Source organism: Acetohalobium arabaticum DSM 5501, assembly GCF_000144695.1.
Lineage (GTDB): Bacteria > Bacillota > Halanaerobiia > Halobacteroidales > Acetohalobiaceae > Acetohalobium > Acetohalobium arabaticum.
In genome coordinates this window covers 412038-438586 of the sequence record NC_014378.1, presented here as the reverse complement: position 1 = coordinate 438586, position 26549 = coordinate 412038, and the positions used below count along the sequence as shown (strand labels likewise).

Genomic DNA, 26549 nt, shown 5'->3' with positions numbered 1-26549 from the left:
TCTTGTGGCTGGGATGGCAGGATTCGAACCTGCGGTACAGAGACCAAAACCCTGTGCCTTACCGCTTGGCGACATCCCAATATCTTCAATATGCTTTATTAATTAATTTCCGGCAGCGACCTACTCTCCCATAGGGTCACCCCCATAGTACCATCAGCGCTGGAGGACTTAACTGCTGTGTTCGAAATGGGAACAGGTGTAGCCCCTCCGCGATTACCACCGGAAAATTTATTTACTTGTTTATTTTTTACTCACACCTAACAATATATCATCTCTATTGACTCTTGTCAAGTGCTTTCTAGTTGCACTTTCAAAACTGCACAATACCTTCCACAGATCAAATCCTCGATCTATTAGTACCAGTCAGCTTAGAACATTACTGTCCTTACACCTCTGGCCTATCTACCTGATCTTCTTTCAGGGATCTTACTAGATTTACTCTATGGGAAACCTTATCTTGAGGTTGGCTTCGCGCTTAGATGCTTTCAGCGCTTATCTTATCCGTACTTAGCTACCCAGCTCTGCTCTGGGCAGAACAACTGGTTCACCAGAGGTACGTCCATCCCGGTCCTCTCGTACTAGGGATAGATCCTCGCAAGTCTCCTGTGCCCACGACGGATAGGGACCGAACTGTCTCACGACGTTCTGAACCCAGCTCGCGTACCGCTTTAATGGGCGAACAGCCCAACCCTTGGAACCTGCTCCAGCTCCAGGATGCGACGAGCCGACATCGAGGTGCCAAACCTTTCCGTCGATGTGAACTCTTGGGAAAGATAAGCCTGTTATCCCCGGGGTAACTTTTATCCGTTGAGCGACGGCAATTCCACTCTCTACCGTCGGATCACTAAGCCCTACTTTCGTATCTGCTCGACCTGTATGTCTTGCAGTTAAGCTCCCTTCTGCCTTTACACTCTACGTACGATTTCCAACCGTACTGAGGGAACCTTTGGGCGACTCCGTTACTGTTTGGGAGTCGACCGCCCCAGTCAAACTGCCTGCCTGACACTGTCCCCATAGCGGATAACGCTACAAAGTTAGAATTCCGGAACAATAAGAGTGGTATCCCAGGGATGGCTTAACCGAAACTGGCGCTCCGGTGTCAATGCCTTCCACTTATCCTGTACATATTGTACCAAAACTCAATATCAGGCTGCAGTAAAGCTCCACGGGGTCTTTCCGTCCTGTCGTGGGTAGCCTGCATCTTCACAGACACTTCAATTTCACCGAGTCCCTTGTTGAGACAGCGCCCAAGTCGTTTCGCCATTCGTGCAGGTCGGAACTTACCCGACAAGGAATTTCGCTACCTTAGGACCGTTATAGTTACGGCCGCCGTTTACTGGGGCTTAAGTTCCAAGCTTCATCATCAAAAGATGACTAACTCTTCCCCTTGACCTTCCAGCACCGGGCAGGCGTCAGCCCCTATACTTCGACTTGCGTCTTAGCAGAGACCTGTATTTTTGGTAAATAGTCGCTTGGGCCTGGTTGTTGCAACCTGTCAAAGACAGGTACCCCTTCTCCCGAAGTTACGGGGTCATTTTGCCGAGTTCCTTAACAAGGGTTCTCTCGCGCGCCTTAGAATTCTCATCCTGTCTACCTGTGTCGGTTTGCGGTACGGGCGCCTTTAATCTCGCTAGAAGCTTTTCTTGACAGTCGAGGAATTGTCACTTCCTCTCCGTAGAGAGTCGTCATCACAGCTTAGGATTAACACTAATCCGGATTTACCTAGATTAGCTCCCTGACTGCTTAAACATGGAATATCCATTACCATGCTGACATACCTTCCTGTGTCACTCCTTTACTCAAATGATTAAAGGCGGCATCGGAATCTTGACCGATTAACCATCACCTACGCCTTTCGGCCTCGGCTTAGGTCCCGGCTTACCCTGAGCGGACGAGCCTTCCTCAGGAAACCTTAGACTATCGGCGAATAGGATTCTCACCTATTTTATCGTTACTCATACCGGCATTCTCTCTTCTATTCAGTCCACTGCTCCTTTCGGTACAGCTTCGGTCCAAATAGAATGCTCTCCTACCATTGGTAAAACCAATCCGCAGTTTCGGTGATAGACTTAAGCCCCGAACATTTTTGGCGCAAAGTCACTCGACCAGTGAGCTGTTACGCACTCTTTAAATGAATGGCTGGTTCTAAGCCAACATCCTGGTTGTCTATGCAACTCCACTTCCTTTACCACTTAGTCTATACTTTGGGACCTTAACTGGCGATCTGGGTTGTTTCCCTCTCGACTACGCAGCTTATCCCCCGTAGTCTGACTCCTAAGCTTACTGTAATGGCGTTCGGAGTTTGACTGGATTCGGTAACTTGATTAAGCCCCTAGTCCAATCAGTGCTCTACCGCCAAGACAGATACTTAAGGCTAGCCCTAAAGCTATTTCGGAGAGAACCAGCTATTTCCGAGTTCGATTGGCCTTTCACCCCTATCCTCAGCTCATCCTATGGCTTTTCAACGCCAATAGGTTCGGTCTTCCACACGATCTTACCCGTGCTTCAACCTGACCAAGGATAGATCACTCGGTTTCGGGTCTACAGACTGCGACTTGTGCCTTTTAAGACTCGCTTTCGCTGTGGCTTCGCTTTTAAAGCTTAACCTAGGCCACAATCTGTAACTCGCCGGTTCGTTATGCAAAAAGCACGCCATCAGACTTTAAATAGTCCTCTGACCGCTTGTAAGCATACGGTTTCAAATTCTATTTCACTCCCCTCCCGGGGTTCTTTTCATCTTTCCCTCACGGTACTGGTTCACTATCGGTTGCCGGGTAGTATTTAGCCTTAGGAGATGGTCCTCCTTACTTCCCACGAGGTTCCACGTGACTCATGGTACTCAGGAAGTTATCAAGTCTATCCTTTCTTTCGTCTACAGGACTATCACCTTCTATGGTTCATCTTTCCAGATGATTCGACTAGAAAAGAATCAACTTGTGTAGTGTTACAGCACTACCTGATAACTCCTACGACGCTATAACAGCAACGCCTGTAAGCTTACACTGTTATAGTTTGGGCTCTTCCCTTTTCGCTCGCCGCTACTAGGGGAATCACTGTTGTTTTCTGTTCCTTAGGTTACTGAGATGTTTCAGTTCACCTGGTATGTCCTCTAAACCCTATGAATTGAGGCTTAGATGCTTGGATATTACTCCAAAGCAGGTACTCCCATTAGGAAATCTTCGGATCAACACTTGTGTGCAGCTAACCGAAGCTTTTCGCAGCTTACCACGTCCCTCATCGACTTCCGGCACCTAGATATCCACCGTATGCCCTTAGTAATTTGATCTGTTGATGCAGGTATTGTGCAGTTTTCAAAGTACAAGTTTGAGAGAATTGATCTCTCAAAACTGAACATTGTCCGTTAAACGCAATAGAATGGTTTAAAAGTACTCCTTAGAAAGGAGGTGATCCAGCCGCACCTTCCGATACGGCTACCTTGTTACGACTTCACCCCCCTTATCGGACACACCTTCGGCGCCCGTAGACGACTTCTGGTGCATCCAACTCGGGTGGTGTGACGGGCGGTGTGTACAAGGCCTGGGAACGGATTCACCGCGGCATTCTGATCCGCGATTACTAGCGACTCCAGCTTCATGCAGGCGAGTTGCAGCCAGCAATCCGAACTGGGACCTGTTTTGAGGATTGGCTAAACCTTGCGGTATAGCAGCCCTCTGTACAGGCCATTGTAGCACGTGTGTAGCCCAGAGCATAAGGGGCATGATGACTTGACGTCATCCCCACCTTCCTCCAGTTTTTGACTGGCAGTCTCCCTAGAGTCCCCAACTTAATGCTGGCAACTAAGGATAGGGGTTACGCTCGTTGCGGGACTTAACCCAACATCTCACGACACGAGCTGACGACAGCCATGCACCACCTGTCACCGTGTGATCCAAAGGACCAAATTCTGCTGTTGACAGATAGTCACGGGATGTCAAGCCCTGGTAAGGTTCTGCGCGTTGCTTCGAATTAAACCACATGCTCCGCCGCTTGTGCAGGCCCCCGTCAATTCCTTTGAGTTTCAACCTTGCGGTCGTAATCCCCAGGCGGGATACTTAACGCGTTAACTGCAGCACTGAGGGAGTTGAACCCCCAACACCTAGTATCCAGCGTTTACAGCCAGGACTACCGGGGTATCTAATCCCGTTCGCTCCCCTAGCTTTCGTGCCTCAGCGTCAGGGTCAAGCCAGAGAGCCGCTTTCGCCACTGGTGTTCTTCCTAATATCTACGCATTTCACCGCTACACTAGGAATTCCGCTCTCTTCTCTTGCCCTCAAGTCTGACAGTTTCAAGCGCAGTGTATCAGTTAAGCCGATACATTTCACACTTGACTTGCCAGACCGCCTGCGCACCCTTTACGCCCAATGATTCCGGACAACGCTTGCTCCCTACGTATTACCGCGGCTGCTGGCACGTAGTTAGCCGGAGCTTTCTTCTCAGGTACCGTCAAGCCTAGCAGTTATTCACTACTAAGATGTTCTTCCCTGAGGACAGAGCTTTACGACCCGAAGGCCTTCATCACTCACGCGGCGTCGCTTCGTCAAGCTTGCGCTCATTGCGAAAGATTCCCCACTGCAGCCTCCCGTAGGAGTCTGGGCCGTGTCTCAGTCCCAGTGTGGCCGATCACCCTCTCAGGTCGGCTACCCATCGCAGCCTTGGTGAGCTGTTATCTCACCAACAAGCTAATGGGACGCGAGCACATCTAAAAGCGGAGGCAAAAAGCCGCCTTTGATGCAGCCTGGTTATCCAGGCAGCATAATATCCGAAATTAGCTTCCCTTTCGAGAAGTTATATCAGACTTAAAGGTAGATTACTCACGCGTTACTCACCCGTCCGCCGCTTTACTAACTGCTCAAAGAGCAGCTTTCTCGCGCGACTTGCATGTGTTAGGCACGCCGCCAGCGTTCGTCCTGAGCCAGGATCAAACTCTCCGATAAAAGAATATATTTAAATCTGCAAAGCAGATCTAAAAGTTGAGTTTAATATGGCTCAAATAAGAATAAAGGATTACTACCATTCTCAATTGACGTTGGCATGGACAATGTTCAGTTTTCAAAGATCAGTAGTCGCGAATAAGCGACATCAAGTATTTTAACATTTTTCTTGTAGCTTGTCAAGAACAAATTCAAGAATCTCAAGAAGATCCAGTTCTTTTCAAGCGACAATTAATATATTAACATAAACTCCGTCACTTGTCAAGAAGAAATATCAAATTATTTGATTTTGCAGCAGAAAAGACTGCTTTCTTACAAGCGACATTAAACATTCTAACATCAAAACTTCACTTTGTCAAGAAAAAAATGAATTAATTTGTCAGCCCCTGTGAGGCGACAATTTATAATTTATCATCTCTACTTCCATTTGTCAAGGGAAAATTAGTATTATATTGATATTATGTGTCACTTTCCATTTGCAGCTAATATAATTTCTTTCATGATATTGCAGATTATAGTCAACAAATCTCTTACGCTTGCCACTCATTCGGCGTCCTGCCTCATTCATTCTCAAAAACTGATTCTCCACCATATCCAGCATACAAACCAATGCTGGCTATGGGATGAACTTACTGAGCCAAGAGATAATATTAAAGCTCTGATTTAAAGACAAAGAGCTAAAATCAGTTTCTCTACAGCCTCCATGGTTCCGAATCAGTTTTAAGAGTCGCTCCAGAGAAATGTTGACTATTTGTAACCCAAAATAAATTATCATGTATCTAGAATAACTTCCATCGATGATAACACTTTATTACAGATAGTCAATATGTGTCCAGAGCGACTCTTAAAACTGGCCCGGAGTCATGGACGACGGAGGGGCAGTTTTTGACAGTGAGCGAAACAGGACGTTGAGCGAACGGCAAGCGGCGGATACATATTGACTATCCCCAGTAATATCATAAATGAGATTATACCGACTATGCTAGGTAACTACAAATAAGGAATATATGCAAGTACATTGCAGAGTGACACATAATATCAATTATCTTTTATTGCCTAATCTCTGCCCCTACTTCTTGATTCAATTCAGATTCTATCTCTGACTGCAATTTATTAACCTCGTTATCTGTTAAGGTTCTATCAACAGCACGATAAGTAAGCGAATAAGCTAAACTCTTAGTTCCAGCTTTCAGCTGTTCTCCCTGGTAGAGATCAAACAATTCTATCTTCTCCAGTAATTCTCCTGCCACTTTTCTAATAATTTCTTCTATCTCATTAGCAGTTACTTTCTGGTCTACTACCAAAGCAATATCACGTGTTGAAGCTGGATACTTAGGTAATTCCGTATAAACCACCTCATCACTGGCCGCTTCAACGATAACCTCAAATTTTAATTCAAAAAGAACAGTTCTTGGTACCAACTCATACTCCTCAACTATGTCAGGATGTAGTTCTCCTATTATACCGGCTTTCTTTTCTCCAATTCTAATCTCTGCAGTTCTTCCTGGATGGAAAGTAGCAGCTTGGCTACTTATAAACTCATAATCAGTAATATTCAAGGCAGCAAAGTATTCTTCTAATTTTCCTTTTAAAGTAAAGAAGTTAGCCGCATCTAAATTCCATATATCCTCTTCTTCTTTTTGCATCAATGCTCCAGACAACAGTTCTCTTTCCTTGGGCAATTCTTTCTCTTCTTGGGGAGTAAAGACCCTGCCTAATTCAAATATCTCTACCTCTTCTATATTCTGATTTATATTTTCTGCTAACACTTCTAATAAATTAGGTATTAATGTTGTCCTCAAAATTTCATGTTCACTGCTTAATGGATTAGCTAACTTAACTGTTTCTCTTAACTTACTATCAGCAGGTAAATTAATTCGATCAAATACTTGCTGACTAGTAAAACTAAAAGTAGAAACTTCATATAATCCCAATCCAGTTAAAGTATCTAAGGTTTTCTTTTTTATTGACTGCTGCTGAGTTCTTTTCCCCTGTAAAATAGATCCTGAAGAAATAGTAGCTTCTACTTCATTATAACCGTAGATTCTAGCAATCTCTTCAATTAGATCTGCCCCCCGGCTAACATCTCCTCTAAAGGTCGGTACTTTAACCTTAAGTTTAGAGCCTTGATCTATAACCTCAAACTCTAATTTAACTAGAATTTCAATTATTTGCTCTTTTGTAAGCTCAGTTCCTAATAAGTTATTGACCCGTTCTACTTTCAACTCTAACTCTAAAGGTTTAACAGGATCAGGGTATTTATCAATAGCTCCTTGTGCTACTTCTCCACCAGCCAAATCCAAGATCAATTCGACAGCTCTTCGACTGGCCAGATCAGTACCGTTGATATCCACTCCACGCTCAAAACGATGTGAAGATTCACTATGTAGTCCTAACTTCTTAGCTGTCTGTCTAATACTAGCAGGACTAAAATTGGCTGCCTCTAAGAGTACATCTGTCGTCTCCTCTGTTACTTCGCTATCCGATCCCCCCATTACTCCAGCAATACAGACTGGCTCTTTAGCATCAGCAATAACCAACATATCGTCATCCAATTCACGTTCCTCTTCATCTAAAGTTACCATCTTCTCACCATCTTCAGCTCGACGAACAACAATCCTATTCTCTGTTAAAACATCATAATCAAAGGCATGCAGCGGCTGTCCAAATTCCATTAAAACATAATTAGTAATATCTACAATATTATTAATCGGTCTAATTCCAACAGCTTTCAGACGCTGTTGTAGCCACAGCGGAGACTCTTTAACCTCTACATCTTTGATTACCCGGGCTGTATAGCGCGGACATAACTCTTCATCTTCAACTTGGATACTTGTTAATTCCGTAACTTCTGGACCTTTTTCTGCTATCTCTGCTTCCGGCAATTGTAATTCATTCCCTGTCATTACTGCCACTTCTCGGGCAACACCAATCATACTTAGACAATCAGCATAATTAGGAGTCAAATCCAGTTCAAAAATAACATCATCTAATCCTAAAGCTTCAGTAAAATTGCTGCCAACCTCTAAACCAGAATCTAAAATCATAATTCCGTCTGCCCGCTCTTCCTGCAGTCCTAACTCATCAGAAGAACAGAGCATACCTCTTGATTTAACTCCTCTAATTTCAGCTTCTTTAATCTCCATTCCTGTCGGCAGCTTAGTTCCTACAGGCGCTACTGGTGATTTGGCTCCCACTTCTACATTAGGAGCACCACAGACAATTTCTTCTTTAATATCTCCAAGGTCTACTAAACAGAGGGATAATTTATCAGCATTCTCATGATCATTAACCTCTAAAATTTCACCTATGATTATATCTTCTAATCCTTCAGCTTGATACTCTATTCCATCTACTTCCAATCCTGCCATAGTTAATTTAGATGCTAACTCTTCTGGTGTATAATCAAAATCTATATAATCCTGTAACCAATTATAAGAAACTTTCATCCTCACACTACCTCCTTAAAATATTTAATACTTAAAACTGTTTTAAAAATCTTATATCATTCTCGTAGAATCGGCGAATATCTGTGATTCCATACTTCAAAATAGCAATTCTCTCTACTCCCATTCCAAAAGCAAACCCGCTTACTTCATTGGGGTCTAATCCTGACATTTCCAATACTCTGGGATGAACCATACCAGAACCTAGAATCTCCAGCCAACCCGTATCTGAACAGGTACTGCATCCTTCTCCTCCACAGAGAGCACAAGAGACATCTACTTCGGCACTAGGTTCAGTAAAAGGAAAATAGCTGGGTCTAAATCTAACCTTCCTATCTTCTCCGAATAACTCTTTTACTACTTTAATTAAAATACCTTTCAAATCACTAAAAGATATATTTTGGTCAATCATTAAACCTTCTACCTGATGGAAAACCGGCGAGTGATTGGCATCAACTTCATCTACTCTATAGACTCGTCCTGGGGCGATAATCCGAATCGGCACCTCGGTCTCCTCCATAGTTCTAACCTGCACTGGAGAAGTATGAGTCCGCAATAGAATATCTTCAGAAATATAAAAGGAGTCCTGCATATCCCGTGCTGGATGGGTCTTAGGAATATTCAGTGCTTCAAAATTATAGTAATCCTTCTCTACTTCCGGTCCTTCAACTATTCCAAACCCTAATCCTAAAAAGATCTCGGAAATTTCATCAATAACCTGCGTTAAAGGATGCTTACTACCTAAGTTATCCTTTCTTCCGGTTAAAGTTACATCAATTCTTTCTTTCTTCAGTCTTTCTTTCTTAGCTGCTTGCTTTAATTCTTCCTTTCTTTCAGCAATAACATTCTCTAACTTGGATTTTAATTTATTGCCTAGTTTTCCTACTACTGGCCGCTGCTCTGGAGGTAAATCACCTATATTCTGGAGTATCTCTGTTACCTCACCATTCTTTCCTAAGTACTTAATTCTAAGCTCTTCTAATTCTTCTAAGTCCGCTGCTTCTTTTACTTCATTAGTAGCCGTCTCTTCTATTGATTGCAGTTTCTCTTCCATCATTTATTTCCTCCTTAAACAGAATACTTATCTAAATATAAAAAAGCCCTCTCATCCTTACAGGGACGAGAGGGCCGTGTTACCACCCTGGTTAACTCCAGTCAACCCTTAATACTGGAGTCCACTCTCAAATTCCTATAACGGGGGAAACCGATTTGACCTAATCTATATCTTCAGCCAAATAGCTCCAGAGTGAATTTCATCCAGAATATCTTTGAAGATACTCTCAGTCCATGGTATCCTCTACCTGTAAAGATTGATTCTAGATTACTTATACTCCTTCTTAGCTTCTTAGTCATATTAAATTCTCGACCAATTCCTTCCACTTAATTAAAGCACCTGATTATAATTAAATCCTAAAAACTCTCTATAAGCTAAATATGCCTGAATTGAACCAGTCTGTTCAAAAATCTGCCAAAACATAGCTGCGGTCACCATCAAAGACCACACCTTTCTAAGTTTATTGCACTCACTTTGAAATAAATTATATCACAACTGTTAAACCTTTACAAGGGGTGGTTACTCATTATTAGGGGTTATTTTTTCTCTGTCTTACCATTTCATACATAATAATTCCAGAAGCAATTGCTGCATTCAGTGAATCAATACCCTCAGATAATGGAATTTTAACCTTCTTATCAGCTAATTTAAGAGTTTCAGGCTGGGCTCCTGCTCCTTCATTTCCGATAACCAGTGCTGTCGGCTGATTATAATCCAGCTCATAATAATAATCTTTAGCTTCTATATCAGCTGCTACCATCTGAATATCTTTCATCTGTAATATATCCGTCAAATCACTTGGCGAATTTAACCCAAAGACAGGAACTCTAAATAATGAGCCCATAGTAGCCCGAATAGTCTTCAAGTTATAGATATCAACAGTTCCTTTTAAAAGAAAGACTCCATCTACTCCAGCTCCATCGGCTGTCCGCAGAATCGTTCCTAAGTTACCGGGATCCTGAATCCGATCAATAATTAAAAATAAATCATTATCTTCTATTAAAAAATCTTCCAATTCAAACTCCGGCTGATTAACAATAGCTATAATCCCCTGAGGAGTAGCTGTATCTGCTATCTTATTTAGTAAGGAATCAGTAATTTCAATTATTTCAGTTACTTCTCTAAGTTGAGCAAGCAGTTCTTTATTCTTCTGTTGAGATAAAAATTGGGCTGAATAAAAGATTTGATCAATATCTGCTTTGGCCTCAAGTGCATCAGTAATAATTCTACTTCCTTCTAAAATAAACTTATTATTACGCCGGCGATACTTCTTTCTATATAATGAACGCAGAAACTTAATCTTAGAATTCTTGAAACTAGAGATTACTTCTGACATTCTTTCCCTCCTAACTGAACTTAAGAAATCTATTAACTAAAATTCCGCATTTGTTCTAAATTTTCATTACTGCCGATAACAATTAAGATATCTCCTTTACTGACTATTTCTTCTGCTTCAGGAGCAATATTTAAGCCCTCTTCATCCTTAATAGCCATTACATTAACTCCAAACTTACTTCTTAATTCTAAATCTGCTAAGCTTTTTTCTACCATCTGTTCCGTTGCTTTCATTTCTATAATGCTGTAATCAGGAGCAAATTCAATATAATCAAGCACATTAGATAAAATTAGATTATTAGCTATCCTTGCCCCCATATCCCGTTCAGGATATACTATCTTATCAGCACCTATCTTGCTTAAAACTTTACCATGTAATTGGTCCTGTGCCTTAACTACTACATAATCTACTCCCTGTTCCTTTAAGATTAAAGTAGTTAAAATACTGGCATGAATATCTTCTCCAATACTGACAATGGCTGTATCAAAATTACCTACTCCCAACTTTTCTAAAGTAGTCTCATCAGTAGTATCTGCTTGGACAGCATGGGTTACTATTTGAGATAAATCCTGTACCTTAGCTTCTCTTTTATCAATAGCTAAGACATCATATCCTTTCTGAGATAATGTCTGGGCTACACTTAAACCGAATCTTCCGAGACCAACAACGATAAACTGCCTCATTTAATTACCTCCTGAAGACTTTAACCGATTAGAATCTTCTCTTCTGGATAGCGCATCTGCCCCTCTTTATCCCGTTCTCCAATGGCTACAGCCAGAGTTAAAGGGCCGACTCGGCCTAAAAACATAGTCAAAATAATTATTATGCGGCCTGCTTCACTTAATCCTCCTGTAATTCCAGTAGATAAACCTACTGTACCATAGGCCGAGACTGTTTCAAATAAGATCGACAGAAAGTTTGCTTCTTCTGTTATAGTCAAAACTGTAACAACTAATCCAATCCAGATTAAAGAAATAATAGTTACTGCCAAAGCCTTATAGATAATGCTCTGGCTTAACCGCCGTTCAAAAAGCTCTATATCTTCATTTCCTTTAACTAGATTATAAACTACTGCCAGTAAAGCACCGATAGTTGTTGTTTTCAGTCCACCACCAGTTGAACCAGGCGAAGCGCCAATGAACATTAAAATAATAATAAAGAAGAGAGTAGCATTTCTCATCTGACCAGTAGGAATAGTATTGAAACCGGCTGTCCTAGGCGTTACGCCCTGAAAGTAAGCAGCAAGTAATTTTCCTTTAAAAGAAAGACCTTGTAATGTAGCAGGATTAGAAAATTCCAAAAGAAAGACAAAGCAGGTACCCAAAATAATTAAAATCAAAGTGATGACCAATACCAATTTTGTATTCAATGAATAATCTATAAACCGCTGCTTGCGGTATACATCAGCAATTACGGCAAAACCAATGCCGCCAATAATAAAAAGAGCAGTAATAACTAAATTAATATAAACATCATTAGTAAAATTAGCTAAACTATTACCAAACAGATCAAACCCAGCATTACAAAAAGCAGATACAGCATGGAAAATAGAAAAAAATGCAGCCTTACCTGCTGAATATTCAACTGATAAAGGAGCAAATAATAATATAGCTCCAATCAATTCTACTCCTAAAGTTAATAAAGTTACATATTGGACTAACCTAATCAATCCTGATAGATTAAAATAGTTTAAATCTTCTTGAATAATAATCCGCTTCTTTAAATTAATTCTCTTTCCTAGAATTAAAGCCAATAGAGTAGAAGTAGTCATGAATCCTAATCCACCGATCTGAATCAATAATAAGATTACAGCTTGACCAAAAAGAGTAAAGTAAGCTCCGGTATTCACAACAATTAATCCGGTTACTGCTGTAGCCGAAGTAGCAGTAAAGAGTGAATTAATCAAGCCAAGCCCCTGGCCGTCAACAGTAGCAGCCGGTAACATTAATAATAAAGCCCCGACAGTAATTACAATGATATATCCTAAAGCCAAAAATTGGGCTGGTGACAGTGAATCAAGTTTAAACGAAATAATCCTCACCTCCGGTTATCATCATTTAATATCTCCATTTCAGGAGTCGATTATAACCTCTAGTGAGAATTATTTAATTAATACTCCCGCAGTTTATCAAGATCCTTTTCCTGTCCCATTACTACTAGAACATCACCGGATTCAACCATATCATCTGCCTCAGGAGTTACATTGATTTCGTTTTCTTCCTTTTTGATAGCAATAACATTAATTCCAAACTTGGCCCTTAATTCTAGTTCCCTTAATGTCTTTCCAGTCAGCTTATCAGTAGCCAATACTTCAATAATACTATAATTTGGCGAAAGCTCTATATAATCCAATACATTGGTTGTTACTAGATTATAAGCTACTCTAACGCCCATATCCCGTTCTGGATAAACTATTTTATCAGCTCCAATTTTGTTTAATACCTTTCCATGCAATTTAGTTTGGGCTTTAACTACAACATACTCAACCCCTAATTCTTTTAATATCAATGTTGCCAAAAGACTGGATTGGATATCATCTCCAATGCTGACGACTGCTACATCGAAGTTATTAACTCCAAGGGTTTTCAGTGAATCCTCATCAGTAGCATCCGCCTGAACAGCATGAGTTACTTTATCCGTTATCTCTTGAACTAGATCTTCCTCTTTATCTATTGCTAATACATCATATCCTTCTTCAGCCAATGAAGTTGCTACACTAGTTCCAAATCGGCCCAAACCAACTACAACAAATTGCTTCATTTTACTCTCCCTCCTAATAAACTGGATGAAATTTATTAACCAACTAAAACTTTTTCTTCTGGATATCTAATATTGCCTTTTATTCTTTTGCGTCCAATAGCTAAAAATAAAGTCAATGGTCCCACTCGCCCAGCAAACATAGTTAGAATGATTAATAATTTACCTATTCCAGATAACTTTCCGGTTACTCCAGTCGATAAGCCCACAGTACCAAAAGCAGAAACTGTTTCAAAGAAGAGATCCAGAAATGGCATATCTTCAGTAACTGTCAGTATCATAGTTACAACTACTATTAACAAAACAGAAATTATGATAATTGATAATGCTTTAAAGATAACATCCTTTGGTATTCTACGCTTAAATGCCTCTATATCCTCTTTGCCAGTCATCATTGCATAGACTACTGCTAATACTGAACCAAATGTAGTCGTTTTAATTCCACCGCCAGTCGAACCAGGGGAAGCACCAATAAACATTAAAATAATAACAAAAAATAGAGTGGTGTTATGTAAACTACCCGTCGGTACTGTATTAAAGCCCGCCGTTCTTGGAGTTACTGACATAAAATAAGAGGCCAAAGCCTTTCCATGCAACGGCAGATTACCCATAGTTGCTGGATTTGAATACTCTAAAACGAAGACAACTATCGTACCTAGCAAGATTAAAGAACCACTAATTGACAAAACTAACTTAGTCTGCAGTGAATAATTTTTAAACTTCTTCTCTCCTTTATATATTTCAGCAATAACGGCAAAACCAATTCCACCTAAAATTATCAGCGTAGTAATCACTAAATTAATAGTCAAATCTCCTGTGAAATTCTCTAAACTATTACCAAAAATATCAAATCCAGCATTATTAAAGGCGGAAACTGAATGAAAAATAGCTAAATAAAGTGCCCTAAGAGGATCATAATCGCGAATCAAACGCGAAAATAGAATTAAAGCTCCAGTTCCTTCTATAACTAACGTAACAAACAGAACATACCGAACTAATCTAATAATTCCTGACAGTTCAAATTGGTCTAAATCCTGTTTAATCACTAACCGCTCTTTAAGAGTAATCTTTTTTCCGACAATCATAGCAAAGAGAGTGGACATACTCATAATTCCTAAACCGCCGATCTGAATTAAAATTAAAATTACTATCTGACCAAAACCGGAAAAGAAGTTTTTGGTATTCTCAACAATTAATCCTGTTACTGCCGTAGCTGAAGTAGCAGTAAATAAAGCATCAATCAAGGGCATTCTTATCCCGCTAGCAGTAGCAATTGGAAGCGATAATAAAACTGTTCCAGTTAAAATAACAACTAAATAACCTAATGACAGAAACTGGGCTGGAGTTAAGTTATCTAAACTGAATTTATCACTAAGCTGCATGATTAACATCTCCTCATTACTCTATTTAATCAAATTATACCTTATAATAAATTTAAAAATCCACAGGAAAACCTACTTCTCCCTGTGGCTAACGGTCTTCCTCTTTCAATGCCTACGAAGTTAGCTGTCGGATTCGGGTTGAAAGAGTAACCCTACCAGACCTTAGATCAAAATAATAAACCTAAAGTCCAGATTCACCCCAAAAATGGGTCCTCCGCTTCCAAATGGAATTCGGCATAATAAGACTAGCTATTTAATTTTATTGATTACATTATACTATAACTCTGAAATAATGTAAAGTAAAAAGCATGGAGATAAAATTAACCCCCATGCCAGTAAAGTAATTAAATATTTTCTTTAGCTAATTCAACTAAATCAGCAAATTCATCTTCATTATTAACAGCTAATTCAGCTAACATCTTACGGTTAATATCAACATCAGCCTCTCGCAAGCCGTGAATGAATCTACTGTATGAAAGATCATGCTGTCTTGCTGCAGCATTGATACGAGTAATCCATAACTTCCTGAAATTACGCTTTTTCTGCTTTCTATCACGGTAAGCATAATTCAGTGACTTCATTACTTGCTGCTTAGCAGGACGATATAGTTTACTTCGTGTTCCAAAGTATCCTTTGGCTAACTTTAAAATTTTCTTTCTTCGTTTGCGTCGCTTATTACCTCTTTTAACGCGCGGCATCCTAATCCCTCCTATTCACCTATACTATTTTTAACTCTAGTCATTCGGCATCAATGTATCCAGAGTATCTTCATCACACTTCTTTACAGTAGCATCTTTACGTAACTTTCTCTTTTTATTAGAATTCTTTTTAGTCATTAAATGGTTTCTTTTAGTCCTCTTACGCTTATACTTCCCTTTAGAAGTCTTTTTAAATCGCTTCTTAGCACCTTTATGTGTCTTCATTTTAGGCATAAATTTATTTACCTCCTAATTTTTATCACTTATTGGAGTTAAAATCATTAACATATTACGGCCTTCCATTTTCGGCTTAGTCTCCATTTTAGCTAAGTCCTCTAATTCAGAGTAATAATCCTCCATCAGATCATAACCTAAATCTTTATGAGTAATCTCTCTACCTCTAAACTTAATCTTAACCTTAACTTTATCTTTATTCTTCAAGAATCTCTCGCCCATATTCACTTTAACGTTAAAGTCATGTTCTTCAATCTTAACACTCATCTGAACCTCTTTAACATTCATTACATTCTGATTCTGTTTAGCTTTCTGAGCCTTTTTGGCCTGCTCATACTTATACTTCCCATAATCAAGGATTCTACACACAGGCGGCTCAGCATTAGGGGCTACTTCAACCAAATCCAGTCCTCTATCTTTAGCTATGTCTAAACCTTTCTTCAAGGGCATAATACCTATCTGATCTCCCTCGTTGTCAACCACTCTAATCTCTCTAGCTCTAATCTTTTCATTAACTCTTAAATCGTCGTTACTAATTATTACACACCTCCTAAAGTGTTAAACCAAAATTACAACAAAACCTGCCTCTACCAACAGATTCACTTAAAATATAATAAACGGGCAGCCTATTTAGACATAGACCACCCGCTTGATTCAATAATTATCCATACTTCTCCTAACAATCAGAAGTAGTATAGTTAACTTATTAACCGCATCAGCTCCAGCCGATGGGTGAGAAGCGGATGGCTTCTACTTTATTGTCCACTCAATTATAGCATATTCATTTAGCTAAGTCAAACTAAAATTATGCTCTATTTTCAATTTCTTTTACAATCTCAGCTTTAAATTCAGCTAAATCTTTAGCACCTAAGTCTCCTTCACGGCGATCACGAACTGAAACAGTCTTATCTTCTATTTCATCATCTCCCACTATTAACATATAAGGAACCTGCTGAACCTGTGCTTCCCGAATCTTATAACCTACTTTTTCCTGACGGGCATCAACTTCAACCCTAACTCCAGCATCTGCTAATTCTTCCTTCACTTGATAAGCATAATCTAAGTGATCATCAGTCACAGGAATTACTTCTGTCTGGATAGGTGCTAACCAAGTAGGGAAGGCACCAGCATAATGTTCAATTAAGATACCCATAAACCGCTCTAAACTGCCAAAGATGGCCCGATGAATCATTACCGGTCGGTGTTCTTCTCCATCCTGCCCTACATAGGTTAAGTCAAAGCGTTCTGGCATCTGAAAATCAAGCTGAACAGTTCCGCACTGCCAGGTTCTGCCGAGACAGTCTTCTAGATGAAAATCAATCTTCGGTCCGTAGAAGGCACCATCTCCTTCGTTTACCTTATAATCTAAATCATTAGCCTCAATAGCTTCACGCAAGGCATCAGTAGCCTTATCCCATAATTCATCAGAACCCATGGCTTTATCAGGTTTAGTACTCAATTCAACTCTATAATTAAATCCAAAAGGAGCATAGATTCTATCTACTAACTTAATTACTCCAGTAAGCTCCTCTTCAATCTGGGACGGTAAACAGAAGATATGGGCATCATCCTGCGTAAAGTTCCTTACTCTCATTAAACCATGTAGAGTTCCAGACCGTTCATGACGGTGGACTAATCCTAACTCTCCCATTCTAATTGGCAGATCACGGTAGCTGCGCATCTTATCTTTATAGACCAAAATTCCGCCGGGGCAGTTCATCGGCTTTACTGCATGGGGCTCTTTATCTATTTCAGTAAAGTACATATCTTCTTTATAGTGATCCCAGTGACCAGACTGTTTCCATAAATCTTGGTTTAGAATAACCGGAGTCTTGATCTCCTTATATCCAGCTTGGCGGTGTTCTTCCTTCCAGAAATCAATCAATTCATTCCTAACCACCATACCCTTCGGATGGAAGAAAGGAAATCCTTTCCCTTCATCATGAAGGCTAAATAGATCTAATTTTTGGCCTAACTTACGATGATCCCGCTTTTTAGCTTCTTCTAAGCGATCTAGATGTTCCTCTAGATCTGATTTATTAGGAAAAGCAGTACCATAGATTCTCTGCAGCATCTTATTGTCTTCATCGCCGCGCCAGTAGGCACCAGCAACATTCAACAATTTAAATCCTTCAGCATTAGCCTTGCCGGTTGAAGTTAAATGGGGGCCCCGGCAGAGATCAATAAAATCCCCCTGCTGATAGAAACTAACAGCATCATCTTCAAGCTCTTCTAACATCTCCACCTTATAGTCTTCTCCTAAGTCCTTCATTTTCTCAACTGCTTCTTTTTTACTCAGTTCAATCCGTTCAATCTCTAAATCCTCTTCGATAATCTCCTGCATTTCTGCTTCAATCTCTTCTAAATCATTATCGGAGAAGTTCTCAGGGATATCGAAATCATAATAGAATCCATCCTCAATAGACGGCCCAATTGCTAATTGCACTTCATCTGAACCGTAGATTCTCTCAACTGCCTGGGCCATAATATGAGCCATACTATGGCGGTAGATCTCCAGTCCTTCTTCTGAATCAATAGTAATTATCTCCAATTCTACATCATCATTAATTACGTAATCAGCATCAACTTCTTTACTATCAACTTTTCCGGCTATCGTAGCCTTTCCCAGTCTAGGACCAATTTCAAAGGCTACCTCTCTGACAGTAACTTCTTCATCAAATTCCAAGACTGAACCATCTGGTAAAGTTATATCTACTTGATTCACTCTATCATCTCTCCTTTATCAATTTTTAATCAAATTAAAAAAACCTTTCATCCCTAAAATAGAGACAAAAGGTAGCTTTTGTGGTTCCACTCTATAATTATTCGCCAGCCTTATCCAATCAAGACTATACGAATAATCTCATTCTGGATAACGGAATATTATTTCCCGAACAGCCGTACTCGAATCTCTTTCAGGCGCCGACTCCAAGGGGGTTTTCAGCTAAATATATCTTAGAAAGCTTGCAGTCAACGGCTTTCTTTCTCTGAAAAGATATATGTTAACTTACTCGTCCTCTTCATAGTCTTTAAGCTAATATTCAACTTGAAAATATTATAACTCTTAATCACTTCTATGTCAAGATAAACTAAAAAATTTTATCTTTAATATTCTAAAACTCTATTATTTAATTCTTCAACCATTTTAATTCCTATATCTCGTTCCGGATATACAACCTTATCTGCTCCAATCTCCTTTAATAATTCCCCTTGTAATTTGTCTTTAGCCTTAACTACTATATGGGAAACATTAAACTTATTTAAAACAAAGGTAGTAACAAGATTATCATATAGGCTTTTTCCTATTCCTACTATACCTATATCAAATTTATCAATTTCAAATCTCTCCATAATATCTTCATTTGTAAAATCAGCCTGAACAGCATAAGTAGCATAATTAGCTACTTTTTGCACTCTTGTTTCATCCTTATCAACTGCTAATATTTCATATCCTTTTTTAAATAATTCCTTAGCTACACTCAAACCAAATCTTCCAACTCCAATTATAATTATCTCCTTCATTATTCTCCCCTCACCTAGAAATTACAGATTAAATCCCTCCAGCAAAAACACCACTTTCAAACCCGAATTCTGCTGCTATCGAAGCCAGAACTGTTAATTTCTCCTACCCAAAATCAAAAAAAGACTGTCCTGACGACAGCCTTTTATAGTTAATATGTCAGTAATAATAAATGGTGCGGACAGATGGGATCGAACCATCGGCTTCTACGATGTCAACGTAGCGCTCTCCCGCTGAGCTATGTCCGCATAAAGATGGTGCCGGGGGTGGGATTCGAACCCACACGAGCACAGAAGGCTCACCGGATTTTAAGTCCGATGCGTCTGCCAGTTCCGCCACCCCGGCGATTATTGGAGGTGGCACCCGGATTTGAACCGGGGAAATAAAGGATTTGCAGTCCTCCGCCTTACCAACTTGGCTATGCCACCTTTTTGTCTGCCGCTTATTACTAGCGACATAAAACAGTATATAAAATTAACACCAAATAGTCAAAGAGATAAAATAACCATTATAACTGATTATATTTATTTAACTCTATATTGCTACAATATACAATCTCATTCTCTTTTATATGCTTAATCAGAATATTTATGAAGCTTTTTCTACTCGTTCTTCACGTCCTGTATCAGCATTGATGTTGACTCTATAGCGCTCTTTTTTAAATTCTCCAATAAATTCATAACTTAATACTGGTTTACCTTGATCATTCTTAATTACAGCTAAATCATTTGAAACTAACTTCAAACGTTTATTTACCTTTTCCTCTGCTTCTTCAAGGCTGAGTCCAGGTTCTAAGTCCATCTCTTCAGAGAGATTTCTATTAACTAAAAAGGCTCTATTATTAAGGCCCATAATATCTCCATTATCCAAAGCAACTTTAACTCTAACCGGTTGAGGATAGAATAAAACTTCCTTAATCTTTGGAACAAAGGTAACTAATCCAATATTCCTTTGAGAATTCACTTCTTTTAAAGCTAAATTTTCTTCATAGTCAACCTCTTTTATAAAATTACGAGCTTCTTTTTTAATCTCTTCCTCTTCTAAATCCGGATCTTTAAAGGGACGCTGTTCTAAAAACCAGATTATATCACCTGAATTTTGATTGATATCAAAATGAATTCTATTATCATCTAAATCCTTAGAATTAGCAACTACCGTAGTTATACTTTTAGCCTCCGGATCCCTTTCATCTTTAGCTACTCTAAAGTTGAATTCTTTGCTACGAGCTCCAATAAATTCCTGGGCTACATCTACGGCTTCTTTTGACTCAACTTTATCTTCCTGATCGTTTTCTACTTCTCCTAGCTGTAGATTAAGCTTTTCTGGCAATCCATCTTTTATAGATTCATTATCTGGATTTAAATTTATTTTACTTACTTCGCCTTCTAGCCCCTGCAGACTGCTTAGAATAGAATTTTCCTCTAAATCTTCCTTTTCTAAAATTATATGGCGCTGTTCACTCCATCTAAAACCTTCTTTTTCAATCTTATTATGAATATCTTTCATTTCTTTGGCTACTGTCTGCACCTGACTATGTAACTGATTAAGATTATCCCAATCCTCAGCTGATAAGTCTTCATTAATATTGTCCTGAGATAATTGATAAGTATAACTTTCTATTTTAGCTAATAAATCTTTAAATTTAGTTAAGGAAATACCAGCAATTGGCAACTCTCCTAAATCCTTTTGGGCTGCAAAGGCATCACGCCAGATATTATTCAGCTTAACTGATCGCCGTTCATTGGATTTAGTTACCAAAGCAGTAGCTAATTCATCTTCTAGGGAATTAAGATTATTATTTAACTCAGCAAAAGCATTACGATACTGATTCTCCGTCTGCAGCTCCCATTTGGCTAAAATCTTGTTATTCTTAAATCCCCAGTATCCTACTGCTGCAAGAGCAATTACTAGAATAAAGATTATAGCATTTCGCCTCATTATTATCACTCCTTATTATAATTACCAAAACTATATTACCGCGATTACCGTGCAAAGATATGTTTTCCTATCTGTCTTACCTGTGGTCTAGAAAAGATCCAATAAGTAGTTACATCAGCTGGATTATAATAATAGATTGAACCATAAGTCGGATCCCAACCTGACATTGCATCTAAAGCAGCACGAATAGAATCTGATTCCGGAGTATGGTCCCAGACATGTCCCCGAGCAACAGCAGTAAAAGCCCATGGTTGATAGATAACTCCGGAAATTGAATTAGGAAATTTATCACTTCTAACTCGGTTCATAATAACTGAACCTACTGCTACTTGACCGAGATATGTTTCACCTCGTGCTTCAGCTGAGATAGTTCTTGCCATCAATCTAGTATTTGGCGATAGACTCCAAAAATTCGGGGCCCATCTTGTCTGAACCGGCTCGACTTGCTGCTGTAGCTGTCTATCTGTCATCCAGCCTCTTGCCAACCAACCTCCTACACCTAAAAGCAGTACTATAATTAATACAGTAGCTATCTTCTTCATTATCTTATGCCTCCATTTTCTTTTTCGTTATCGAGTATAGTGTTTGCAGTTGAAGGCTTTTTATTCTTATTTAGTATGTTAAAATTTACATTCTATAAATTAAAAAACCCTAGACAGTTTAAACTGTCTAGGGTTAAATGATAGCCATTTGTATTTAAAATTATTAATTAACTTATATTTTAACTACATTTTCAGCTTGAGGACCTTTATCTCCTTCAACAATCTCAAATTCTACTTCCTGTCCATCCTCTAAAGTCTTAAATCCATCCTCATCAATTGCAGAATAATGAACAAAAACGTCTTCCCCTTCTTCACTTTCGATAAATCCATAACCTTTTTTTGTATCAAACCATTTAACTGTTCCTGATAAAATCATTAACATCCCTCCGTAAAATTATAACCTATTTAGTTAATTTCTTGCCAATAATTTTACAACCATTGACAAGATTAATTTTATCATAGAAAAAGTTCCATGTCCAGTGAAAAAATTAATTCATTTATCTTATTCTAATTTTCTTTATTAATCTTCTCCTTCATAATAAACTCATTCTCTTCCTTCATAATAAACTCATTCTCTGGTTTAATAAAATTCCCTTCCTTATTCTCAAATAAATACTTTTTAATTCCAAACAAACCAGCCAAAGCAACTATACCTAATACTATATCAATCATATTATCAGAATGAATTAATAACTTTCTTGCTATCCCAAAAATCAAGACCTCTATTACACTACCAGGAGTATGTCGGATTAACATAATAATCATCTCTAATCCAATTACTAATAATAAGATATAACTTAAAAAATTTTGAAAATATTTATAGGAATTCTGGGGTGCTAAACTAAAGATAATTCTAAAATATTTAATTAAATCAATGAATCCAATTAAAATAGCAATTAATATAAAGATTGATAGTATAGCTTCAAACCAAACAACTAAGTTGGTAAGCTTACTCTTTATATGCTTCTTCATACTTACTTAACCCTTCCTTTCTTTAACCCCCTATTTTTAATAGCATGAATTATTGGACATTAAACTATCGACTATAGCTATTATTCTACAAATCATTATTAAATCCTCTTTTTTAATTTGGTCTGCATCTCTGACTATAAGCGATGAAGGGCAATAATCAAAAGTAATACCTAGGACTTTATTGAAATCAATAAAGTCCTAGGTTAGAAAATAATTATAACAATATATTCTTGAATTTAACCCCTAAGTAATTCCTTTACTTCTTTGGTTATTCCTTCTAAATTATCTGGTATATACTGTTCTTTAATCTGACCAAGAAGCTCAAAACCACATTCTTCTAATACATCTGCTACTTGGCTCACACTCTGACCGCCCCAGCCGTAAGAACCAAAGGCTAAACCAATCCTATCTTTAGGTGCTAGTCCCTTAAGATAGGTTAAAAAAGCTGCTACCTCAGGCAGCATATTATTATTCAGCGTCGGAGAACCAACACAGATATACTTGGCAGTCATAACATCTGTCATAACATCAGAAATATGATTAACGCCAAGTTTCTTCATTTTAGTATTGATGCCTTTAGCTTCAAAAGCCTTCTGAATACCAGAAGCAATCTTAGCAGTAGACTCCCACATAGTATCATAAATAATTACTGCTTCCTCTTCTGTTTCATTAGCCGACCATTTCTTATATTTCTGAATAATCTCTCCAATATTAGACCGCCAGATTATACCATGTGAAGGAGCAATTGTTTCAATCTCTAAATCTCCTACAGTACCTAAAACATTCTGCACCTGACTGCTGTAGGGCAGAACTATATTAGCATAATACTTCTTAGCTTCTTCCATAATAATATCATAAGGAGTTTGATCATCAAATCGTTCTGATGATGCATAATGCTGTCCAAAAGCATCATTAGAAAAGAGTATCTTGTCCTCCGGTAGATAAGTAACCATATTATCCGGCCAATGCACCATCGGAGTTAAGACAAATTCCAGGCTCTTAGTTCCTAAATCTAATGATTCTCCCGGATTAACAGCTTTAAAATCCCAATCTCCATCATAATGAAGCTTCAGTCCTTCTTCTCCTTTAGGAGAGGTGATTACTGTTGCATCTTCAACAACCTCCATAAGTTCTGGTAAACCGCCAGAATGATCCATCTCCACATGATTAGATACAATATAATCAATCTCTGCTGGATCAATTACTTTAGAGATCCGCTCTATCATTTCATCATAAAGATTTGACTTTACTGTATCAACAAGTGTAATCTGATCATCAATAATTAAGTAAGCATTATAAGTAGAACCCCGGTCAGTAGAGTAACCGTGAAAGTTCCTTAGATTCCAATCAATTCCTCCTACCCAGTAAATATTTTCTTTTATTTCTATTGGCTGCATTCTTCTTCCTCCTTTAATATCTTTAGCATAAATTCAGTTTGGAAACTAATATGCCAAAGTGCAAACTGTTTTCTGTATTATACTACTCTTCTTTTACAAATTGATCTTTTCCTACCCCACATAAAGGACAGACCCAATCCTCAGGTAGGTCTTCAAAGGATGTTCCTGCTTCTATTCCAGCATTTGAATCTCCTTCTTCCGGATCATAGACATATCCACAGACTTCACAACGATATTTATCCATTATCAGCCACCTCCATTCTATTTGTGATAATAATAACTATTTCTAGTATATATATTATGATTAATTTTGTCAACTACTTATAATATTATTATCTTATAAATAATTATTCCTACATTAGCTAAATCTAATAATCGCTTTAAATCTTAATTCTACAAGGAAATAAATAAATTAAACAGAAATATATCAATTATAGACTATAAAATAAGGAGGAATATTCCTATGGCTAACTTTACAGAAACAGAAATTCTAAAGTTTTTGGGACGTTTAACAAATAAATTTAGATAAAGTAGAGAAATTTTTGGACAAAAAAAGCAGTAAAATTAATTTTTTAGATAAGGTTAAATTATTTGTAGCTATGCTGCGGGATCACTCAAATCAGGACTTTTATATTGATGATGGAACCTTAGGCTCAATCATTGCCTGTTTAGCCTATTTAGTATTACCTACTGATCTTGTACCAGATTTTATTCCAGTAGCCGGATTTACTGATGATGCCGCTGCTTTTATGTTAGGATAAATAGTAAAGAACCCACCCTTATTTATATGGGTGATGAATTTACTACCTATTCTTTGATCCAATATCAAAGAATAGGTTATTTTTTATTCAATACATAAACTATATGTAATCTCTTTAACCATTTATATATTTGATATTTAAAAGCATATATGATATACTATATGTGGAAGGTGATAACAACTGTAAGCAATATCTTACAAGATACGGTTAAGCAATATATTGAAAATCAAAAATCTAAATAATAATATTTGCATAATATTGGAAGGAGGTGGACTAATTGAAGTTAGCTAAACATTTTATCCATAAACCTAATCAAACTCAACAAATTGTATTAGGTTGTTTAGCTTATGCCAGTGCTAGATTATATAATATCGGTAATTATCAACGTAAAGATTGGTCTAAAGATAGTGCTAAAAATTATCCTGATTGGTATAAACAAAAGAAGCAGTTAAAAGATAACTTTTGGTATAAAAACTTACCCTCTCAGACAGCACAGGAAACACTTAAAATTTTAGCTGATAACTGGGATAGCTTTTATCAAAGTATGGAAGATTATCAAGATAATCCTGATAAATATAACGGTAAACCTAATTCACCTAACTATAAACCCAAAGATAGTAAGTTTAACTTTCGTTATCTCAATAATGGCTTTAAAATTATTGATGGTAAGTTAAGATTATCTATTCCTAAACAATTAAAAGAGTATCTGAAAGAAGAATACTCTATTACCAATAAATTTTTATGGATAAGAGTGCCTAATGAGCTGTTATCCAGTAATAGAGATATCCTTAACTCAACTACTAGAATTGAGTTTAAGCCTTTAAGTGATGATACTTATAAGGTAATCTTAACTTATAAAGTAGATACTCCTACTATTAAAGAAGATGACGGTAATTATTTAAGTATTGATCTAGGCATTAATAATCTAATGACTTGCTACAGCAATCAAAATCAAGAAAGCTTTATTATTGATGGCGGACAGTATTTAGCTATTAATCGTTACTTCGATAAAAAGATTAAACATTATCAATCAATTTTGAATGGTCAAGGTAAAAAGACTTCTAAACGTATCCAAAATCTATATAAAAAGCGACGCAAACAATTATTTCACCTAATCCATAGTGCAACTAAAAAAGTTGTTAATTACTGTGTTGAAAATAATATATCTAGAGTAATCGTTGGTGATATAAAAAATATTCGTGATGATGCTGATTTAGGGAAACAGAATAATCAAAAACTCCATAAACTACCTTTTGATATTATCTATCACCAGCTAGAGTATAAACTTAATTTACAAGGGATTACTTTAATCAAGAAGAGTGAAAAATATACCAGCCAATGCAGCCCTTACAGTAAAAAAGTAACTAAGAAATATGCTAATAAATCTAACCGAGTTAAAAGAGGGCTTTATATTGATAAAGATAACAATCAAGCTTTTAATGCCGACAGCATAGGTGCATTTAATATCTTACGCAAATACTTACAGCAGCGACGTAAAGGGCCAGATATTACTCTGCAGGTAAAAGGGTTATCAAATCCGGTTAAATATAACTGGAATAATCATCAATTTGCAGCTTAAAA

At 37.9% G+C, this 26549-nt stretch carries 21 protein-coding genes, 4 tRNA genes, 3 rRNA genes, 1 riboswitch and 2 other annotated features; of the genes, 2 read left to right on the top strand and 26 right to left on the bottom strand.

Annotated features, from left to right (window positions below):
* Positions 1-5 precede the first annotated feature (5 nt).
* The 26 genes from acear_RS02175 to rd all read right to left on the bottom strand — a co-directional run bounded on the left by acear_RS02175 (position 6) and on the right by rd (position 24451).
* Positions 6-79 (bottom strand) — tRNA-Gln (locus acear_RS02175).
* Between the two features lie 28 nt (positions 80-107).
* Positions 108-224 (bottom strand): 5S ribosomal RNA (gene rrf, locus acear_RS02170).
* A gap of 109 nt (positions 225-333) precedes the next feature.
* Positions 334-3286, bottom strand: a 23S ribosomal RNA gene (locus acear_RS02165).
* Between the two features lie 111 nt (positions 3287-3397).
* Positions 3398-4934, bottom strand: a 16S ribosomal RNA gene (locus acear_RS02160).
* Together the 16S, 23S and 5S rRNA genes with 1 tRNA gene alongside form the textbook arrangement of a ribosomal RNA operon.
* Before the next feature lie 1046 nt (positions 4935-5980).
* Positions 5981-8380 (bottom strand): phenylalanine--tRNA ligase subunit beta, encoded by a 2400-nt coding sequence (gene pheT, locus acear_RS02155; RefSeq protein ID WP_013277391.1) that lies wholly within the window; start codon positions 8378-8380, stop codon positions 5981-5983.
* Between the two features lie 31 nt (positions 8381-8411).
* Entirely contained in the window at positions 8412-9431 is a 1020-nt protein-coding gene (pheS, locus tag acear_RS02150) for a phenylalanine--tRNA ligase subunit alpha (protein ID WP_013277390.1), read from the bottom strand.
* A 58-nt stretch (positions 9432-9489) separates the two neighbouring features.
* Positions 9490-9725, bottom strand: a binding site (T-box leader).
* Between the two features lie 36 nt (positions 9726-9761).
* Positions 9762-9869, bottom strand: coding sequence for a YqzL family protein (locus tag acear_RS12465; protein WP_013277389.1), 108 nt, complete (start codon positions 9867-9869; stop codon positions 9762-9764).
* Between the two features lie 91 nt (positions 9870-9960).
* The gene (locus tag acear_RS02145) at positions 9961-10767 is read right to left on the bottom strand and encodes a TrmH family RNA methyltransferase (RefSeq protein WP_013277388.1); all 807 of its coding nucleotides are present in this window, start codon (positions 10765-10767) and stop codon (positions 9961-9963) included.
* 32 nt (positions 10768-10799) lie between these two features.
* Positions 10800-11450, bottom strand: a complete 651-nt coding sequence (locus acear_RS02140; protein ID WP_013277387.1) for a potassium channel family protein — start codon at positions 11448-11450, stop codon at positions 10800-10802.
* 20 nt (positions 11451-11470) lie between these two features.
* Positions 11471-12808 carry a TrkH family potassium uptake protein gene (locus tag acear_RS02135; RefSeq protein WP_013277386.1) on the bottom strand — a complete coding sequence of 446 codons (1338 nt, stop codon included), beginning with the start codon at positions 12806-12808 and terminating at the stop codon, positions 11471-11473.
* A 68-nt stretch (positions 12809-12876) separates the two neighbouring features.
* The gene (locus acear_RS02130; RefSeq protein WP_013277385.1) at positions 12877-13527 is read right to left on the bottom strand and encodes a potassium channel family protein; all 651 of its coding nucleotides are present in this window, start codon (positions 13525-13527) and stop codon (positions 12877-12879) included.
* A gap of 35 nt (positions 13528-13562) precedes the next feature.
* A complete protein-coding gene (locus acear_RS02125; RefSeq protein ID WP_013277384.1) occupies positions 13563-14906 on the bottom strand; it encodes a TrkH family potassium uptake protein in 1344 nt (447 codons plus the stop codon).
* A 95-nt stretch (positions 14907-15001) separates the two neighbouring features.
* A riboswitch (cyclic di-AMP (ydaO/yuaA leader) is annotated at positions 15002-15153 on the bottom strand.
* Positions 15154-15250: 97 nt separating this feature from the next.
* Complete coding sequence (rplT, locus tag acear_RS02120; protein ID WP_013277383.1) at positions 15251-15604, bottom strand: 50S ribosomal protein L20; 354 nt, start codon at positions 15602-15604, stop codon at positions 15251-15253.
* Positions 15605-15640: 36 nt separating this feature from the next.
* On the bottom strand, positions 15641-15838 hold the full coding sequence (gene rpmI, locus acear_RS02115) for a 50S ribosomal protein L35 (RefSeq protein ID WP_013277382.1): 198 nt from the start codon (positions 15836-15838) through the stop codon (positions 15641-15643).
* A 15-nt stretch (positions 15839-15853) separates the two neighbouring features.
* Complete coding sequence (gene infC, locus acear_RS02110; RefSeq protein WP_013277381.1) at positions 15854-16378, bottom strand: translation initiation factor IF-3; 525 nt, start codon at positions 16376-16378, stop codon at positions 15854-15856.
* A gap of 265 nt (positions 16379-16643) precedes the next feature.
* A complete protein-coding gene (gene thrS / locus acear_RS02105; protein ID WP_013277380.1) occupies positions 16644-18563 on the bottom strand; it encodes a threonine--tRNA ligase in 1920 nt (639 codons plus the stop codon).
* Positions 18564-18620: 57 nt separating this feature from the next.
* Positions 18621-18871, bottom strand: a binding site (T-box leader).
* A gap of 72 nt (positions 18872-18943) precedes the next feature.
* Entirely contained in the window at positions 18944-19360 is a 417-nt protein-coding gene (locus acear_RS02100; RefSeq protein ID WP_013277379.1) for a potassium channel family protein, read from the bottom strand.
* 171 nt (positions 19361-19531) lie between these two features.
* A tRNA-Val gene (locus tag acear_RS02095) sits at positions 19532-19606 on the bottom strand.
* A gap of 7 nt (positions 19607-19613) precedes the next feature.
* Positions 19614-19703: transfer RNA gene (locus acear_RS02090), tRNA-Leu, on the bottom strand.
* Between the two features lie 6 nt (positions 19704-19709).
* Positions 19710-19786, bottom strand: a tRNA-Cys gene (locus tag acear_RS02085).
* Positions 19787-19946: 160 nt separating this feature from the next.
* Positions 19947-21296 (bottom strand): germination protein YpeB, encoded by a 1350-nt coding sequence (locus tag acear_RS02080; protein ID WP_013277378.1) that lies wholly within the window; start codon positions 21294-21296, stop codon positions 19947-19949.
* 44 nt (positions 21297-21340) lie between these two features.
* Positions 21341-21838, bottom strand: a complete 498-nt coding sequence (locus tag acear_RS02075; RefSeq protein ID WP_013277377.1) for a cell wall hydrolase — start codon at positions 21836-21838, stop codon at positions 21341-21343.
* A 172-nt stretch (positions 21839-22010) separates the two neighbouring features.
* Entirely contained in the window at positions 22011-22214 is a 204-nt protein-coding gene (locus acear_RS02070) for a cold-shock protein (protein WP_013277376.1), read from the bottom strand.
* A 131-nt stretch (positions 22215-22345) separates the two neighbouring features.
* Positions 22346-22810 (bottom strand): hypothetical protein, encoded by a 465-nt coding sequence (locus acear_RS02065; RefSeq protein WP_013277375.1) that lies wholly within the window; start codon positions 22808-22810, stop codon positions 22346-22348.
* A 236-nt stretch (positions 22811-23046) separates the two neighbouring features.
* The gene (locus acear_RS02060; RefSeq protein WP_013277374.1) at positions 23047-24207 is read right to left on the bottom strand and encodes an FprA family A-type flavoprotein; all 1161 of its coding nucleotides are present in this window, start codon (positions 24205-24207) and stop codon (positions 23047-23049) included.
* A gap of 82 nt (positions 24208-24289) precedes the next feature.
* Positions 24290-24451 (bottom strand): rubredoxin, encoded by a 162-nt coding sequence (rd, locus tag acear_RS02055; RefSeq protein WP_013277373.1) that lies wholly within the window; start codon positions 24449-24451, stop codon positions 24290-24292.
* Positions 24452-24749: 298 nt separating this feature from the next.
* Here rd and acear_RS02050 point away from each other — a divergent pair, with 298 nt between their 5' ends.
* Both acear_RS02050 and acear_RS02045 read left to right on the top strand, forming a co-directional pair.
* A complete protein-coding gene (locus acear_RS02050; RefSeq protein ID WP_013277372.1) occupies positions 24750-24968 on the top strand; it encodes a YkvA family protein in 219 nt (72 codons plus the stop codon).
* Between the two features lie 277 nt (positions 24969-25245).
* Positions 25246-26547, top strand: a complete 1302-nt coding sequence (locus tag acear_RS02045) for an RNA-guided endonuclease InsQ/TnpB family protein (protein ID WP_013277371.1) — start codon at positions 25246-25248, stop codon at positions 26545-26547.
* Positions 26548-26549 lie beyond the last annotated feature (2 nt).

Coding starts and splice junctions, on each gene's coding strand:
- acear_RS02060 (WP_013277374.1), bottom strand. CDS start 24,207: ATGCAGCCAATAGAAATAAAAGAAAATATTTACTGGGTAGGAGGAATT.
- acear_RS02140 (WP_013277387.1), bottom strand. CDS start 11,450: ATGAGGCAGTTTATCGTTGTTGGTCTCGGAAGATTCGGTTTAAGTGTA.
- pheT (WP_013277391.1), bottom strand. CDS start 8,380: ATGAAAGTTTCTTATAATTGGTTACAGGATTATATAGATTTTGATTAT.
- pheS (WP_013277390.1), bottom strand. CDS start 9,431: ATGGAAGAGAAACTGCAATCAATAGAAGAGACGGCTACTAATGAAGTA.
- acear_RS02130 (WP_013277385.1), bottom strand. CDS start 13,527: ATGAAGCAATTTGTTGTAGTTGGTTTGGGCCGATTTGGAACTAGTGTA.
- acear_RS02145 (WP_013277388.1), bottom strand. CDS start 10,767: ATGTCAGAAGTAATCTCTAGTTTCAAGAATTCTAAGATTAAGTTTCTG.
- acear_RS12465 (WP_013277389.1), bottom strand. CDS start 9,869: ATGGTGACCGCAGCTATGTTTTGGCAGATTTTTGAACAGACTGGTTCA.
- acear_RS02065 (WP_013277375.1), bottom strand. CDS start 22,810: ATGAAGAAGCATATAAAGAGTAAGCTTACCAACTTAGTTGTTTGGTTT.
- acear_RS02070 (WP_013277376.1), bottom strand. CDS start 22,214: ATGATTTTATCAGGAACAGTTAAATGGTTTGATACAAAAAAAGGTTAT.
- rpmI (WP_013277382.1), bottom strand. CDS start 15,838: ATGCCTAAAATGAAGACACATAAAGGTGCTAAGAAGCGATTTAAAAAG.
- acear_RS02075 (WP_013277377.1), bottom strand. CDS start 21,838: ATGAAGAAGATAGCTACTGTATTAATTATAGTACTGCTTTTAGGTGTA.
- acear_RS02100 (WP_013277379.1), bottom strand. CDS start 19,360: ATGAAGGAGATAATTATAATTGGAGTTGGAAGATTTGGTTTGAGTGTA.
- acear_RS02125 (WP_013277384.1), bottom strand. CDS start 14,906: ATGCAGCTTAGTGATAAATTCAGTTTAGATAACTTAACTCCAGCCCAG.
- rd (WP_013277373.1), bottom strand. CDS start 24,451: ATGGATAAATATCGTTGTGAAGTCTGTGGATATGTCTATGATCCGGAA.
- acear_RS02080 (WP_013277378.1), bottom strand. CDS start 21,296: ATGAGGCGAAATGCTATAATCTTTATTCTAGTAATTGCTCTTGCAGCA.
- rplT (WP_013277383.1), bottom strand. CDS start 15,604: ATGCCGCGCGTTAAAAGAGGTAATAAGCGACGCAAACGAAGAAAGAAA.